We start from the raw sequence: 15,961 nt of genomic DNA, 5'->3' as shown, positions 1-15,961 counted from the left end.
CGTCCAAAAGACATGCGGCGCGGGTGGGCCTGGGTTCTGGCGTTCTGCGGCGCCGCGTTCATCGCTTCTGCGCTGGCCGGGGCTGTAGCGCTATTCCTCGCCATCGAAACACAGCCACGCGTGGCGCCACCAGCGGTGGCCTTCACGCCCGAGCACATCGAGCGCGCCGTGGCGCTGTTCAACGCCAACGACCCGCGCCGGTTGCGCGTGGGTAGCCCGGGCGAAATTGCCGTCTCGCAAGCCGACCTCGACTTGGCCGCACGTTACCTGGCGCAACGCTTTGGCCGCACCAGCTCTCACTTGACATTGCACTCCGGCGGCGCATCGTGGACCTCGTCCACGATGCTCCCTCCGCTGCCCTTTGGCGCGCAAAACGCCTACCTCAATCTGCAAATGGAATGGCAGTTGGAACAGGCCAACGCGTCCATCACCCGACTGCAAGTGGGTCGCTTGCCTGTGCCATCGTTCATCGCCAACGCGCTGCTGGCGTTCGCGGTAGAGCAGTTACGCGACAACTCGCGCACCCTCAGCGCCCTGCTCGACAGCATCACGCAAGTGCAAGCCAGCCCCACAACGCTGCAGGTGGCCTACACCTGGCAAGGCTTGCCACCCGACGCCATGGGCACCACCCGCTGGTTTGCCGAAGACCAGGCCCGCGTCAAGGCCTATGGTGAGTGGTTGGCCACATCCTCAGCAAAATCTTTGACTACGCTCGACACTCTGCTGCCGCCCTTGCTGGCCTATGCCGCCGTGCGCAGCAGCGACGACGTCCAAGCCATCGCAGAGAACCGCGCCGCCCTCATCGCCCTGGCGATGGCCGTCAACGGCGAAGCGCTCAGCGCCTTGCTGCCCGCCAATGAACCGCTGGTGCAACCAAGTCCACGCACCATCACCCTGAACGGACGCGGCGACAGCGCCCAGCACTTCACCGTATCTGCCGCCCTGGCGGCCGTGGCCGGAACCCCATTGGCCGACGCCGTGGGCCTATACAAAGAAATCAACGACTCACGCGGCGGCAGCGGCTTCTCGTTCAACGACCTCGCCGCCGATCGCGCTGGCACCCGCCTGGGCGAACAGGCCACCGACACCTTGGCTGGCGCCCGCCGCATGCAGCAACTGATGGCGCAAGGCCCGGCCGTCTTGCTGCCGCCGGTAGACGACCTGCCCGAAGACATGCAACAAGCCGACTTCGCGCGCCGCTTCGGCAGCGTGGACGGGCCTGCAGCGCAACGGCTGCGTGCGGTGATTGAAGAGCGGATTGGGGCGTTGCCGCTGTATCGCTTGGAGTGAAGTTAGAAATGGTGTTTGCGAAACATCGGCACATCGCCAGCCATGGCATGCAACGCACTCGCGCGCTTCACCACAAAATCAGCGATGCCTTGCACAAAGCCACGTTCGTCGTCTTGGTACACAGCATCTTGCGCTTGTTGCGGGGCTTGCGCGCGCGCAATGTCGCACAGGCGTTTGATCTCGCGTGCAAAGTAGGGGCGTGGAATGCCGGCACGCTCGCAAAAATCGGCCAGTGAAAAAGCAAGCACCTCACTCAGCTTGAACGCATCGCCAAACGCCATGGCCAAATCGTGGTGCACGTTCTCGTACTGCACCACACTCACTAAGTCATACAACTCAGCCACCGCCAAGCCGCCTCGGCGGCAGTAGAACGAGATGTTTTTGCCATGGGCGTCGCTATTGCCCAAGAGCAGCGTGGTGAAGGCCCACAGCACCAGCCGTTGCATGCCCACCGCCGGCTCTTCCAGCAAAGGGCGCACGGCCATCAGTTTTTCGAAGCTGACCCCATCACGAATGTGCTGCACATCTTCGCCGCTGCCCATGTTGCGCTCGTACTTGGCCTGCACGGACATGTCCAGCGCCTGGCAACCATCGATGATGTGAAAACGTTCTACATGTTCGCCTTCGATGCTGGATGCGCCGAGCCAATGGCGGTCAAAACGTTTGACCAACAGCACCGGCGACGGCACCCGCAGGATCTGCACCTCGGCTGCATGCGGTTCGCCAAATCGCACTTGGCTGATACGGTTGGTCAGTTGCATGCAGAAGTGTTCGTTGGCCACCATGCAAGGCATGCTCGTGCTCAGCGGCTCGGGCTTCAGGATATGGGTGGACGCCAAAGCGCCATTGGCCAGAAACAGTTCGCCACCTTCGACGAACACCAGCAGCTTGTCTTGAAAGCCCGCCACCGACATTCGCACCTTGCCGTCCCACACCGTGAACGGCTGCTGCAGCCGCTCCTGGATGCGGCGCTCTAGCTCCGCGTAGGGAATGGCTCGACGCTCAGCGGTCGGTGCGGTTGGCGGCTTTTGACCTGCGGGCACAAAGCTCAGCGCGCCCGCCGTTTCACGCCCCAGGTGGCGGATCAGCCCAAAGATATTGTTCTTCATGATGTTGGCGTAGCGCGAGGCTACATCCAACGCCGAGCCCTCCGGCAACAGGTTTTCGACAAAACGCTTCACCACGCCAGAAGCGGCCGGTGCGCCGCTCAAAGGCAAATGGGGCGACAGCGGGAAACCCGTAGTGCTACGCACCCAGTCGGGCTCGTAGGCAAAAGCAAAACCATCGGTCTGTGGATCAAAACGCAAGGTTCCGACATGCGGAGCACCAGCGTAAACATCGAGAGCGTAGTCGTCCATTGGAGGGCTCACCAGGGCGCTTACGGGGCGCTGTCCGGCTCCAACGCCGACGCCAAAAGCGGCACATCACGCGCTGGCACCACCACCATGCGCAGCCCCAGACCGTCGAGCACGTTCATCAGTTTGTCGAGTGTGACGGGTTTGCCGTTCTCCAGCCGCGACAACACATCGGCCGACACATGACTCAGCGCAGCCGCATCGTCAATCCGCATGCGATGGCGCGCACGCTGGTTGCGCACCAATTCACCCAAGTCGCTCAGCGAGCGCACCAAGGGTGAAGTCTGTTCATTGGGAATGGGAAGTGTGCGCGCCATTTGTTTCGCCTTGACGGAATTATGGCAGTTTGAATTGAAAAATCAAATAGTTCCGTCATACCGAATTTTTAATCATCATCGTTACGACGCCTATTTAATTCCGCCAAAACAGAACTATAGACATTGAGCCTATCGCACTAGTTGGCTCCTGTATCCATTTTTCGGCCAATCACTTTCAAATGCGTGAAGCCAAAGCCTTGTGAATACTTGAGCCCATAACCCAGTGCCCGATCGAACCCAATGTGTGCACACCAGATCAGCCCTGCCGTCAACAGCAATGGCTTGACGAGCAGCACTCCCACAGCGAGGCAGATCACGGCACCGACATATGAATGCGCTGTGTTGTAGCTGATGGCGCCAATACGAGCACCCGCCAGAAAGCCTGCGAGTGAAAGGTCGGGCAAGAAAAACCAGAGGGCAAACACGCCCCATCCCTGGCCATACTGTTGATAACAAGCCAGTGAGGCTAGAAAAACGCAAAGTCCCTCAAGTCGCAACGTGGTTCGTACGCCGCCCGTCGTCATGCCTGTCATATGTGTTCAATACCAGGTGATCTACAGAAGGGAGGGACTGTAGAAAGCTTGCATTCGCAATTCAACACAGACCACGTAACAACCGTGAGAACGGCTGCAATATCTGCGAAGACAGTGGTCCTTCAGCGGGCCTTCGCTACCATCCATTTCTCAACAAGGAAACAACATGATCACCTGCCACCTGCGTTATGTCATCGACCCCTTCAAGCTCAAAGAATTTGAGCACTACGGCAAAGTGTGGATTCCGCTGGTGAAGAAGTTTGGCGGCATTCACCATGGCTACTTGCTGCCGTCAGAAGGTGCAAACAACATTGCGCTGGCTTCGTTCTCGTTCCCGTCTTTGGCTGCGTACGAGGAGTACCGCACCAAGTCGTTCAGCGACGCTGAATGCCTGGCGGCATTCAAATACGCCGAAGAAACGCGCTGCATCTTGAGCTACGAGCGCACGTTCTTTCGGCCGGTGTTTGAGTAAGGCACTGACAGCTTGAACACTATTTCAAGTTCACCCGCGCCCGCACCGCCTCAAACAACTCATCCACGTTCTCCACGTGCGTGACCCGGCTGTAAACCTCCTCCCGGCGTAGCGTGCCGCGCACCACCATGTCGTCGACCAGCGCGTAGAAGGTGGCCCAGTGGGTGGCTTTGCTGCCGATCAGGAAGACCGGCACGGGCGTGAGCTGGTTGCTCTTCAAGGTTTCAATCGCCTGGAAGATTTCCCACTCGGTGCCGGTGCCGCCGGGGCCGATGATGATGACGGCGGAGTGCGCCAGCATGGCGCTTTCGCGCATAGCGACGCTGGTGAATATCAGGCCGTCGCTGGTGATGGTTTGTCCTTTATACGGCCAGAAGGCGACCAGCGGGTCGTGCTTGGGGTCGTAGTAAGTGGTGTAGCCGATGCTGGGGCCACCGGCTTCTGTGGCGCCACGGCTGGCGGCTTCCATCAAGCCGGGGCCGGCGCCAGTGAGGATGGGCAGCTTGCCGCCATACTGGCGCGTCCACTTTTCAGCGAAGGCACGCACGCCGCTGTAGAGCGCATTGTTGGCGGCGGCGATGGCCGGGTCTTTGTTGGTGCTGGCCTCGCCAATGCGCGAGCTGCCGTACACGCCGACGAAGCCGTTCGGGTACCTGGTTTTCTTGAACAGGTTGGCGCAGTAGGCGTCAAGCGCCACGTCGTCGGGGCTGAGTTTGTCTTCGGTGCCGCCGTAGGGACCGGCGTAGAAGGCCATGCCGGGCACATTGGGGCAGCGGTCGCCCGAGGCCAGTGCCAGGTTCAACACCGCGCTGAGGCGCACACCGGCTTTCTGCAGTTGCTCTTGGGCTAGCGGCCAAAAGCTGGCCTGGTAGCGCGCCAGCGAAGCCTCGTCTTTGACCGGTGGCACGTTGATGTAGGCGGCTGCGGCCAGCAGGTGGGTTTGGTTGACCCACTGCACCACATCCGATTCACGTGCGTTGTATTGAGGCGCCCAGGCGCGGCGCTGCTCGGGGGTGATGGCGGCATCCATCTGGTCGGCGGCCTTTTGCACGGCGTCGCGGTCGTAAGAATAGTCGGCGCCGGGCGTCCAGCCGTAGTGTTTGTCGATGAGCCCGCTGTCCCACACGGCGTGCAGGTTCTTCGCGCGCTCTGAATACGCAAAGGCCACCAGGTTGCCGCCACGGTCTTGGTTGTCGGTAACGTGCAGGGGCTGGTGCACATCGCCCACCAGATGCGTCACCCACTTCAGCGCTTCCAGCCGCTCGGTATCGGGCCTTTTGCGGTCGGCCAGCACGCGGGTAGCGTCGGCAAGCTTGGCGACGATGCAGGTCAGCTCGGGCACGCGCTGGTTGTCTTTGTCACCGTGGCAGTCGCGGTCTTCCCCATAGGTTTGCTCGGACAGCGGCACGTTGACGTAGTGCGCGGGGCCGGTCTCGGGATGGCTGTTGCGGTAGGCGTCGGCCCATGACGCCACGTCTTCCAGGCTCTTGGCGTTTTCAAGCGCCAGCAGGCGCAGCACCTCGGCTTTGGCGGCGGGCACCAAGTGGGCTTGGGCCATGTTGGCGATAAGCGCGTGGCCCTCGGTGCCAAAAGCTTGTACGTTGGTGCAGACGCCAACGGCGAGGACAGCTGCAGACACTGCGGCAAGTTTCATGAGCGCTCCCTGGATTTTGTGGGCCAAATATTAGCCCCAGGGGCGCCACTCCGGTGGCGAAGTTGCGCATCTTTGCCAGGCCGTTGCGGCTGTGCAACCCGCAGCAGCCTAGGCCGCGTTCTCCGCCTCTTGCAGCGTGCGCCACATCACTTTGCCTGCCCCGCTCTTGGGCAGCGCATCGACAAACGCCACGTGGCACGGCGCTTTGTAGACGGCCATGTTTTCGCGGCACCAGGCGATGAACTCCTGCTCGGTCAGCTGGCCTTTGTGGCTGGCACGCAGCACCACCACGGCTTTGACGCTTTCGCCGCGGTAGCTGTCGCGCGTGGAGATCACACACGCTTCTTGTACGGCGGGGTGGCGGAACATCAACGCCTCCACCTCGGCGGGCCACACCTTGTAGCCGCTGGCGTTGATCATGCGTTTCAGACGGTCGGTCAGGTAGAAGAAGCCATCGGCATCAACACGGCCGAGGTCGCCGGTGCGGAAGAAACGTTTGCCGTCGATCTGCACAAACGCGGCCTCGGTGGCTTCCGGCCGCCTCCAGTAGCCGTGGAACACCTGCGGGCCATGGGTGATGATTTCACCCGCCTCGCCTACCGGCATTTCTTGCAGCGTCTCGGGGTCAACCACGCGCGAATCAACGCCCATGAACGGAATGCCCAGGCACTGCTGGTGCGGGTGTTCAAAGGGGTTGCTGTGCGATGGCGCGGCCGTCTCCGTCAAGCCATAGCCTTCGTTATAGCGCAGGCCGTATTGCTCCAGCAGGCGCTGTGCCACGGCTTGCGGCATGGCCGCGCCGCCGCCGCCGATGTAGACCAGGCTGGACAAATCAAACTGCGCCATGTTGGGGCTGGCGAGCAGGTCGACCACCATGGTGGGGATGTTGGTCCAGTGCGTCACACGCCACTGCGAGATCAAGCGGCCGGCCAGCTCGCGGTCCCAGCGCGGCATGATGACGATGGTGGCACCGCAGTAGATGTTGCAGTGGAGCATGCTGATCATGCCGGTGACGTGGAACATGGGAATGACGGCCAGCGTCATGTTCTCGGATGTGCACGCGCCCCACACGGCACTGGCCACGGCGTTGTGCATGATGCTGGCGTGGCGGTGCATGCAGCCCTTGGGCAGGCCGGTGGTGCCGCTGGTGTAGGGCAGCAGCGCCAGGTCTTCGGGGCCGACGGTGAGCGTAGGCGCCTGCACCGAGGCATTGGCCATCAGCGCGCGCCAGGTGTGGATTTGCGCGCTGGGAGCCTCCGGCAAGTTGGGCGCGGCGGTCAGCCATTCACGCCACGCGGCAGCCGGGGCGTTGTCGCCGGTCACATTCGCATCAAACGCATCGGTGTAGCGTGTCACCACCAGGTGCACCAGGCGCTGGTTGGGCGGCAGCGCATCGTTGGCTTGCAGTAACGCGGGCGCGAGGTCGGCCGTGGTGATGGCGAGCTTGGCTTCGGGGTCGAGGATGTAGTGCTTCAACTCCTCGGTGCGATTCATCGGGTTGACCGGCACCACCACCGCGTTGGCCCGCAGAATGGCGAAGTGCGCCACCACCAGTTGCGGGCAGTTCTGCATGTTGAGCAACACGCGATCGCCACGCTGCACGCCCATGGCGGCCAAGTGGCTGGCTAGGCGCTCGGCCTGCGTCACCAACTCTGCGTACGTGATCACGCTGCCGAAGAACACCAACGCGGGCTTGTGCGGGTAGCGGCGCGCGCTGGTGGCCAGGTTGTCCCACAGCGAGGTGGCGGGCACGGTGATCTGGTGTGGCAGGCGGCTGGGCCAGAAGCGGAAGTGGGCACGTTCGGCAGAGGCCGGGGCGGCAACGGACATGGGTTTGTCTCCTGAGGGGTGGCGGCCCTTCACAACAAGCTCGGGCGCTCTAAGCAATCTCCACGCAGCATACGGAAGGCAGCCGCAACTGCCTAGCCGGGGCAGCCCGCACACCTGTCACCTTTGTTCAGGCTTTAAGCCAAATAAGGGCTTAGCGCTTACCGAATATGCGTAGGCAGCTTCTGTTTTAGGAGCACGGCATTTCACTATGGAAACATCAACACACATCTTGGTGCACGTTTCGCAACGCCCTGCCCTTGCCACACATGCTTGGTGCAACCTTGTGCTGATGCTCACGCAAATGAACCGAATGAGTGCATCAATCTTGTATATCAGTTGGCACGGCTTGTGCGTACTGAGCTGGTATGACCACAGCAGCAGAAATCAGCGAACGCATCATCGAAGCGGTGATGGCGCAGAAGCTTGCCCCCGGCGCACGCCTGGGCGAGCAGCCGCTGGCACTTCTATTTGATTGCAGCCGCACCGTCGTGCGCGAGGCGCTCACACGGCTGGCCGCACGCGGCATCGTCACCGTGAGTGCACGGCGCGGTTGGTATGTGATCGAACCTTCACAGGAAGAAGCACGCGAAGCGTTTGAGGCGCGCCGCGTGATCGAGACCGGCCTGATCCGCACGCTGCCCACCGTGGGCAAGCCCGCCATCAAGCGCCTGAAGCAACACCTGAGCCGCGAGAAAGCCGCGCTCGCCAGCGACGACGTGGGCGCACGCAGCTACCTGCTGGGCGACTTTCATGTGTGCCTGGCCGAATGCCTGGGCAACAGCTTGCTGGCCGACACGCTGCGCGACTTCACCGCGCGCACCACGCTCATCGCCATGCTGTACCAGTCGTCGCACAACGCGGCGCAGTCATGCGAAGAACACGTCCAAATCGTCGCCGCACTGGAGCGTGGCGACATGGCGCTCGCCGAGCAACTGATGCGCGACCACATCGGCACCGTGCAAGACGCGCTGCGCCTGGCGCCTAGCACCGACCCGCTGGCCGAACTGCGCCACGCCTTGGCGCCGGTGGGCAAACAACCCCGATCAGCAGACAAGGCACAGGACTTGCTGAACAGCGCTAACGGAACGACTGGCGCAAGCAAGTTGAAACCTGCAGCCAACGGCAAACGCAGCAAGCAGCCCCCTGCCCCCGCTATTTCCTCTACCGACGACGACCCATCCACCTACCTAGGAGCTTTGTTATGAACCGTTCGAAACGCCACCTCTCCACCGCCATCGCCGCATTGGCCCTGCTCGGCGCCGCCGGCAGCGCCATGGCACAAACCGCGTTGGACGACGTGCTCAAGGCCAAAAAGATCACCATCGCCATCCCCACCGACTACCCACCTTACGGCTTCGTCGGCACCGACTTGAAGCCTCAAGGCCTGGACATCGACATGGCCAAACTCATCGCCACCAAGCTGGGTGTGGAACTGGAACTGGCCCCCGTCACCAGCGCCAACCGCATCCCATACTTGCAGACCAAGAAGGCCGACCTGGTGATCTCCACGCTAGGCAAGAACCCCGAGCGCGAGAAAGTCATCGACTTCACCGCTGCTTACTCGCCCTTCTTCCAAGCCGTGTTCGGCCCCAAGAACATGGCCATCAAGAGCTGGGCTGACCTGAACGGCAAGACCGTGGGCGTGACCCGTGGCGCCATGGAAGACCAGGAACTCGCCAAGCTGGCCCCCGCCGGCACCGACGTGAAGCGTTTTGAAGACAACAACGTCACCGTGTCGTCCTTCGTGTCGGGCCAGGTGCAACTGATCGCCACGGGCGCGTCGGTGGCCGGCAGCATGATGGCAAAGAACCCACAGCTCAACACCGAATACAAGCTGTTGCTGAAAGACTCGCCTAACTTCATCGGCGTGGCCAAGGGCGAAGACAAGCTGCGCTTGAAGGTCAACGAGATCATTGTGGACGCGAAGAAGAGCGGCGAAATCGACAAGATGGCCAACAAGTGGCTGGGCCGCCCTGCAGGCGACCTGCCTCTGTAATTTCGCTGCCAGATCAGACGTGCACTTTGTCGACTTCGCTTGCCTTACGAAAGTAATGGCCGCGCTCGTCTTCGCGTTCACGCCTGATCTGGCAACGAAATTGAGCCCCCAGCCCCGCCACTCGCGACAACGGACAACATCGCCATGAAAATCGCTTTCGACTTTTCCGCCATCCTGAGCCAGTGGCCCTTGCTTCTGAAGGGCGTGGGCTGGACCTTATTGCTGACATTGATTGCCACCGTCATTGGCCTGGTGTTGGGCATTGCCTGTGCCTGGGTACGCAGCCGCGAAACGCGTGCGCCCAAGTGGCTGCAGTGGCTGGTGTCGATTTACGTGGAGTTGATCCGCAACACGCCGTTCATCGTGCAGTTGTTCTTCATCTTCTTCGGGCTGCCCGCCATGGGCTTCAAGCTGTCGCCCGAAGTCGCCTCGATTCTGGCGATGGTGATCAACCTCGCCGCCTACTCCACCGAGATCATCCGCGCGGGTATCGACGCCACGCCCAAGGGCCAGATTGAAGCCGCCGTGAGTCTGGCGCTGAACCGTGTGCAGGTCTTCACCCGCGTGGTGCTGCCACCGGCCATGAAGAAGATCTGGCCGTCGCTGGTGAGCCAAATCATCATCGTGATGCTGGGCTCGGCGGTGTGCGGACAAATCTCCACACAAGAGCTGAGCTACGCCGCCAACCTGATCCAGAGCCGCAACTTCCGCGCGTTCGAAGCTTTCATCATTGCCACGTTGATTTACCTGGCTTTGGCGATGGGCGTACGTCGACTGCTGAACTGGATCGGCCCCCGTTTTGTCTACGGCCGATAAGCTGCTTACATAAGGATTGACCATGGTTGACTTCGCCATCTGGGACATCGTGCGCAACTTGCTCATGGCAGCGCGCTGGACGGTAAGCCTCTCACTCATCGCCTTCATCGGCGGCGGCATCGTCGGTATGTTGCTGCTGATGCTGCGCCTGGCCCCGGCACGCGGCATGGGCCCGGCCATCTCGGCCTTCGTCTCTGGCTACGTGCAAGTTTTTCAAGGCACACCGCTGCTGATGCAACTGTTCCTGGCCTACTTTGGCTTGGCGCTGTTTGGCTTCAACACCTCGGCCTGGGTGTCTGCCGCGCTCGCCCTCACGCTCTACACCAGCGCCTACCTCACCGAAATTTGGCGCGGTTGTGTGGCGGCCATTCCCAAAGGCCAGTGGGAAGCCTCGGGCAGCCTGGCGCTGAATTTTTCAGAGCAGATGCGCCACATCATCTTGCCGCAAGCGATCAAGATCGCCATCCCGCCAACCGTCGGCTTTCTGGTGCAAGTCATCAAGGGTACGGCGCTGGCCTCGGTCATTGGTTTCATTGAACTCACCAAGGCCGGCACCATGATCGCCAACGCCACGTTCAAGCCTTTCCTGATCTATAGCTTTGTGGCTTTGATGTATTTCGTTCTGTGTTTCCCCGTCAGTTTTTACGCCAAGTCGCTCGAAAGGAAGATGCATGCAGCCCGCAACTAATCCCGAAATGGCCGCAGTCGCCCAGGCTGCCGACAAGCTTGGCGACACCATCGTGCGCATCACTGCGCTGCGCAAGTCCTACGGCACCAACGAGGTGTTGAAGGGCATCGACCTGGACGTGAAGCGCGGCGAGGTCATCGCCATCATCGGCAAAAGCGGCTCGGGCAAAAGCACGCTGCTGCGCTGCATCAACGGGCTGGAGGTGTTTCAAGAAGGCGCCCTGCGCGTCGACGACAAACCGCTGCTGTACGAGAGCGCCATGGCCATGCGCGAACTGCGCCAGCGCGTGGGCATGATCTTCCAGGGCTTCAACCTGTTCCCCCATTTGACCGTGGGCCAGAACGTGATGTTGGCGCCCAAGCTGGTGAAGAAACAAGCCGACAGCGCCGGCATCGAACAAGCGCGTCGCCTGCTGGCCCGTGTGGGCCTGGCTGAGAAGATCGACGCCTGGCCAGACCAACTCTCCGGGGGCCAACAACAACGCGTGGCGATTGCGCGCGCGCTGGCCATGGAACCGGCCGTGCTGCTGTGCGACGAAATCACCTCCGCTCTCGACCCCGAGTTGGTGGGTGAAGTGCTGCGCGTGGTGGAAGGCCTGGCCGATGAAGGCATGACACTGCTGATGGTGACGCACGAAATGAGTTTTGCGCGCAAGGTCAGCGACCGCGTGATCTTCATGCACCAAGGCCGCGTGCACGAGATGGGCCCGCCCGCCGAGCTGTTTGGCAATCCGCAAACGGTAGAGTTGAAGCAGTTCTTGTCATCGCTGCACGACTGAGTCTCAGCCTTAGTGCCATATCGGTAGGACACTTGCTGGCACGGGGAGCACAAGCGGTCTCATCGATCGCGTCGCCCCTGACGCCTGTCACGCCTTGGCGAGCCGGGGCGCCTCGTCCAGCGTCGCCATTTCGGCCAAACGCTCGGCAACGTCAATCAACTGCTCCTGCAGCACCCGCGCCTGCGCGACGCTTGCTGCTGGCAAAGGGGCCTGCAGTGTCTTCGCCAGGGCCACAATTTCGGCGTAGAGTTTGGTCGCACCGACCGCTGCACAGGCACCCTCCAGCGAATGGCAGATCGATGCCCAGGCCTTGACGGTTTCTTCGTCTGAGGCTTGTTGTTGCAGCAGTGCGGGGACACCATTGGCGTAAGTTTGTGCAAAGCGCCGGATCACTTTTTGCAGCATCTGCTCGCGCCCGCCCACTTGCTGCAGGGCGACTGACACGTCGACCGTGCCGCTGAGCGCCAATCGCTCCATGAAACTTTGTTTGGGCATGGGGGCCTCGGCGGCCGATGGCGGCTCATCTACACCATGGTCGTTCGCCTCAGTCGGCAACCACCGCAGCAAGGCTTCATACAGCGTACTGGGATTGACGGGCTTGGTCAGGAAGTCGTTCATCCCCGCGCTGAGGCAAGCATCGCGGTCTTCAGCGAAGGCGTTGGCCGTCATGGCCACGATAGGCAGGGCATGTGCATCATGCCCGGCCAAGCGGATGGTCCGGGTGGCAATCAGGCCGTCCATCTCCGGCATCTGCACATCCATCAACACCAGGTCGTAGGTATGACGGGAAACCATCTCCACCGCGATCACGCCGTTGTCCGCAGTGTCCACCGCCAAGTCCACCAAGCGCAGCAGATCCTGTGCAACCTCCTGGTTCACGGGGTTGTCTTCCACCAGCAACACACGCCGCCCCGCATGCTGGTCGCGCAAGCTCGCCGCCACGTCGTTCAACGGGGGACGGTCTTCGGAGCCCATGCGCTTGCCCAAGCGCCGATTCACCCCCGACGGAGCGGGTGCAGCAGGTACCAGCTCTTCGGCACGCGCCAGCCACAGCGTGACCCAGAACGTGCTGCCCGCGCCCGACTCGCTTTTGACGCCTGCGTCTCCCCCCATGGCACGCGCCAACATGCGCACCAGCGAAAGCCCAAGCCCCGTACCACCAAAGCGGCGCGTGGTGGAAACGTCGGCCTGCTCGAAGGCATTGAACAACTCGGCCTGGCGCTCGGGCTCGATGCCAATGCCGGTGTCGGCCACCTCCAGCCGCAATTGCACCCGCGTAGGCGTTCCCTGCACGACATCGGCCTGGATACGCACGTAGCCTGTATCGGTGAACTTGATGCCATTGGTCAACAGGTTGATGACAATTTGCGAGAGCCTGGTGGGGTCGCCCAACACCGTCTCGGGCAGCTCCCCCAGCATCACGCGCAACTCCAGCCCCTTTTGCGCCGCACTCTCACGCACCAAGGACACCGCCGATTGCAGCGTGGTCTTGAGGGGAAAGCGCTGCTCTTCCAGCTTGAGCTTGCCCGCTTCGATCTTCGACAGGTCGAGGATGTCGTTGATGATTTGCAGCAAATGGTTGGCCGCCACGCTGATCTTGTCGAGGCGGTCGGTATGTTGCGGATTGCTGGTTTCGCGTTTGAGCAAATGCGTCAATCCCAGAATGGCGTTCATGGGAGTGCGGATCTCGTGGCTCATGTTGGCCAAGAAGGCACTCTTGGCGCGGCTGGCAGTTTCAGCGCGGTCGCGGGAGACTTCGAGCGCGTCGTTTGTCAGGCGCAGCGCTTCGGCCGCCTGCTTCAGCTCAGAGATGTCAAACGACATGATCAGCACCCCGGTCACGGCACCATCGGCATCACACTCGGGTACATATTGAACTTTGTACACCTGGCTTTCGCCATCACGCGTGAACTGGTGCTCAAAGTGCTGCGGCTCACCGCGCAGCGCGGCCTGCATGCGGGTGTTGACGTTGGCCTCAAAAAACGCCTCGCCAAACGCGTCGCGGGCATGCCGCCCGATCAGTTGATCCAACGTCAATCCCAAGAACTGTGCGTAGCTCGGGTTGGCAAACTGGCAGCGCATGTTGGTGTCCCAAAAGCCAATGCGGCCTGGCATGGCATCGGTCAACGCGCGGTTGAAGCGTGCGGCGTTCTCCAACTCCAGGTTGGCCACACGCAGTTCCGACGTGCGCGCCGCCACCAGCAGCTCCAGCTCGTGGCGGTGCCGCTCCAGATCAGCCTCCATGTTCAAGCGCTGGGTCACGTCAGAGAACGATGTGACGATCGACAGCAGTTCACCCGTCTCGGGGCTGAGGATGGGCTGCGAATTCACTTCAAAGAAGGTCTTGACGCCCTGCGGGCTGTTCATCGCCATGAGGAAATCGCGCACTGCGGGCTCGCCCATCGTGACACGCCCCGCAGGTGTTTCCTCGGGCCGCATGGGCCGCCCATCGACAAAGGTGGCAAACCAGCCTGGCGGCACCACCGGCCCGCCACGCCACTCTTCTTCGCGGACGCCCAGGATCTTCTCCCCCGCCGCATTGCATGCCAGGGCTGTACCGTCGGGAGCCGACATCAAGATGCCTTCGGTCAACACATCGACAATGCTGCGGTAGCGGGCATCACCCTCTCGCACAGCGCGTTCTGCCGACTTGGCTTCACTCATGTCTCTGGACATCCCGACGATGCCCACAATACGGCCATCCGCATCAAAGAGGGGCGACTTGGTGGAGTGGATGAATATGCTCCGCCCACCCGCCATCACCTGCTCCTCAAACACCAGTGGCTTGCGGCTTTGCAGCACGCGCTGGTCGTGTGCGGACAGCCGTTTGCCAATGGCCTCGCCAAAAATCTGCTCGCTTGTGCGGCCAATCACCTGGTCAGGCTCCCTGCCCGACAACTCGGCGGCGGCTCGGTTGTAGTAGATGAACCGACCTTCGAGATCTTTGGCATAGATGGCGTCACTGGTGCTCGTGGTAATGGCTTCCAGCAACCCCAAGGTTTTAAGGCGCGCTTTGTCCGCCTTCGCGCCATAGCGCTGTATCCACAACCAGCTGACAAGCCCCATCAGCAGGGTCACCAGCAATGCGGCCACAAACGTCCAGCGCGCGCGCTGCCATGTGAGTTCGTCAACCTCCTCCAGATCCATCTTGGAGACCAGTTGCCAATCCGTGCCGCTGATGGACCGGATACTGGCCATGACAGCCTCTCCGCGATAGTCCGCCTCGACATGGACGGCTGACAGCACGGGCTTTTGCGTCGAAGGGGTCGCAGTGGAGAGTTTCTCGACACCCTTGAGCGGCGAGCCTAGCGTGCCCGCAGCGTCCGGCACGCCACGCGTCTCGCTGAGGATGGTCATCTGGTTGCCGCTGCCACGCCACAGAATGGACTCGCCGCTCTGACTTGGAATAGGCCAACTGGTCAGCAGCGGGAACAAGCTGCGCTCGGGGTTCAGTCTCAGCACAATGGCCCCACGCACGGGCGTTCCGGTTTTCAGCAAAGGAATCACCACATCCATGCGCACTGGCTGTGGGTCGCCCTCATAACGGTAGATCGGCGTCAAGACCGAGCTTCTGCTCTCGTACGCCCGCTTCACCGCTTTTTGCAGTTCTGTTGAAAGCGCATTTCTGGATGGATGCTCGCGCGCCAAAACCATGCCGTTGGCGTCCAGCAACAGCACACTGTCTTCATCGTTGGCTTTGCGCAATTTAATCAGACGCGAAAGCAACAGCGCACCGGCATCTTGGTCGCCCCTATCCTGCCAACGCACAAACAGGTCAGCGTAGGGAATGCTCTCCGTCAAAAAGTTGGCCACATTGACTTGCCGCTCCAACCAGTTTTCCACCTGCGCGGCACGCAATGCAGCGACCGACTGAATGCGCCCCGCCGCTTGCTCGCGGTGCCGATGAAAATCGGTGTAGGTGGTCCATACGCCAAAACTGGTGGCCACAACACCCACCGCCACGACCGGGCCAATCCATCGCCAGGGTGATGCGAAGGTAGAGCCGAGAGCATCGAATGAAGATGGCATGGTCATCAATTGTTGGCCGATGCAAAGTGGCCGCGTTCAAGCAAGGCGAAGGAGGTCACGAACACCGCACGGCCCACCCGATGCAGGGCGCCACAGCGTCGCATAGCGACAAAGGGAATCTGACAGCAGATGCGCAAGAAACCCCAACATTGAAGCGGATGAATGAAACAAAATTAACAGCTTGCAGCAGGGTCGTCAACGAG

13 protein-coding genes are annotated in these 15,961 nt (G+C 61.4%); 7 read left to right on the top strand and 6 right to left on the bottom strand.

Annotated elements, in window-relative coordinates; genetic code table 11:
• Positions 1–12: 12 nt before the first annotated feature.
• Positions 13–1,290 (top strand): hypothetical protein, encoded by a 1,278-nt coding sequence (locus ACPWMG_RS11340; protein ID WP_483304743.1) that lies wholly within the window; start codon positions 13–15, stop codon positions 1,288–1,290.
• Between the two features lie 2 nt (positions 1,291–1,292).
• On the opposite strand, the gene ACPWMG_RS11335 is transcribed toward ACPWMG_RS11340, so the two are convergent.
• The 3 genes from ACPWMG_RS11335 to ACPWMG_RS11325 all read right to left on the bottom strand — a co-directional run bounded on the left by ACPWMG_RS11335 (position 1,293) and on the right by ACPWMG_RS11325 (position 3,486).
• On the bottom strand, positions 1,293–2,648 hold the full coding sequence (locus tag ACPWMG_RS11335; RefSeq protein WP_483304742.1) for a HipA domain-containing protein: 1,356 nt from the start codon (positions 2,646–2,648) through the stop codon (positions 1,293–1,295).
• 20 nt (positions 2,649–2,668) lie between these two features.
• Positions 2,669–2,962 carry a helix-turn-helix domain-containing protein gene (locus ACPWMG_RS11330; protein WP_483304741.1) on the bottom strand — a complete coding sequence of 98 codons (294 nt, stop codon included), beginning with the start codon at positions 2,960–2,962 and terminating at the stop codon, positions 2,669–2,671.
• 137 nt (positions 2,963–3,099) lie between these two features.
• The gene (locus ACPWMG_RS11325; protein ID WP_483304740.1) at positions 3,100–3,486 is read right to left on the bottom strand and encodes a DUF4260 domain-containing protein; all 387 of its coding nucleotides are present in this window, start codon (positions 3,484–3,486) and stop codon (positions 3,100–3,102) included.
• A gap of 175 nt (positions 3,487–3,661) precedes the next feature.
• Between ACPWMG_RS11325 and ACPWMG_RS11320 the strand changes: the two genes are divergently transcribed.
• A complete protein-coding gene (locus ACPWMG_RS11320; RefSeq protein ID WP_483304739.1) occupies positions 3,662–3,967 on the top strand; it encodes an NIPSNAP family protein in 306 nt (101 codons plus the stop codon).
• Between the two features lie 19 nt (positions 3,968–3,986).
• On the opposite strand, the gene ACPWMG_RS11315 is transcribed toward ACPWMG_RS11320, so the two are convergent.
• The gene (locus ACPWMG_RS11315; protein WP_483304738.1) at positions 3,987–5,621 is read right to left on the bottom strand and encodes a S1/P1 nuclease; all 1,635 of its coding nucleotides are present in this window, start codon (positions 5,619–5,621) and stop codon (positions 3,987–3,989) included.
• Positions 5,622–5,729: 108 nt separating this feature from the next.
• Complete coding sequence (locus ACPWMG_RS11310; RefSeq protein ID WP_483304737.1) at positions 5,730–7,451, bottom strand: long-chain fatty acid--CoA ligase; 1,722 nt, start codon at positions 7,449–7,451, stop codon at positions 5,730–5,732.
• A gap of 365 nt (positions 7,452–7,816) precedes the next feature.
• Between ACPWMG_RS11310 and ACPWMG_RS11305 the strand changes: the two genes are divergently transcribed.
• The 5 genes from ACPWMG_RS11305 to ACPWMG_RS11285 all read left to right on the top strand — a co-directional run bounded on the left by ACPWMG_RS11305 (position 7,817) and on the right by ACPWMG_RS11285 (position 11,729).
• On the top strand, positions 7,817–8,656 hold the full coding sequence (locus tag ACPWMG_RS11305) for a GntR family transcriptional regulator (protein WP_483304736.1): 840 nt from the start codon (positions 7,817–7,819) through the stop codon (positions 8,654–8,656).
• Positions 8,653–9,447, top strand: a complete 795-nt coding sequence (locus ACPWMG_RS11300; protein WP_483304735.1) for a transporter substrate-binding domain-containing protein — start codon at positions 8,653–8,655, stop codon at positions 9,445–9,447. The genes ACPWMG_RS11305 and ACPWMG_RS11300 overlap by 4 nt, the downstream gene beginning before the upstream one ends.
• A 144-nt stretch (positions 9,448–9,591) precedes the next feature.
• A complete protein-coding gene (locus tag ACPWMG_RS11295) occupies positions 9,592–10,263 on the top strand; it encodes an amino acid ABC transporter permease (protein ID WP_483304734.1) in 672 nt (223 codons plus the stop codon).
• 22 nt (positions 10,264–10,285) lie between these two features.
• A complete protein-coding gene (locus tag ACPWMG_RS11290; RefSeq protein WP_483304733.1) occupies positions 10,286–10,951 on the top strand; it encodes an amino acid ABC transporter permease in 666 nt (221 codons plus the stop codon).
• Between the two features lie 7 nt (positions 10,952–10,958).
• Positions 10,959–11,729: an amino acid ABC transporter ATP-binding protein gene (locus ACPWMG_RS11285; RefSeq protein ID WP_483305231.1), complete on the top strand. Its 771-nt coding sequence runs from the start codon at positions 10,959–10,961 to the stop codon at positions 11,727–11,729.
• Between the two features lie 87 nt (positions 11,730–11,816).
• On the opposite strand, the gene ACPWMG_RS11280 is transcribed toward ACPWMG_RS11285, so the two are convergent.
• The gene (locus ACPWMG_RS11280) at positions 11,817–15,758 is read right to left on the bottom strand and encodes a PAS domain-containing protein (RefSeq protein WP_483304732.1); all 3,942 of its coding nucleotides are present in this window, start codon (positions 15,756–15,758) and stop codon (positions 11,817–11,819) included.
• Positions 15,759–15,961 lie beyond the last annotated feature (203 nt).

This window comes from Hydrophilobacter chitinilyticus, from assembly GCF_049860745.1.
Taxonomy (GTDB): Bacteria; Pseudomonadota; Gammaproteobacteria; order Burkholderiales; family Burkholderiaceae_C; genus Rhodoferax_B.
The sequence above is the reverse complement of the archived record's forward strand: the minus strand, read 5'-3'. Positions and strand labels throughout refer to the sequence as shown.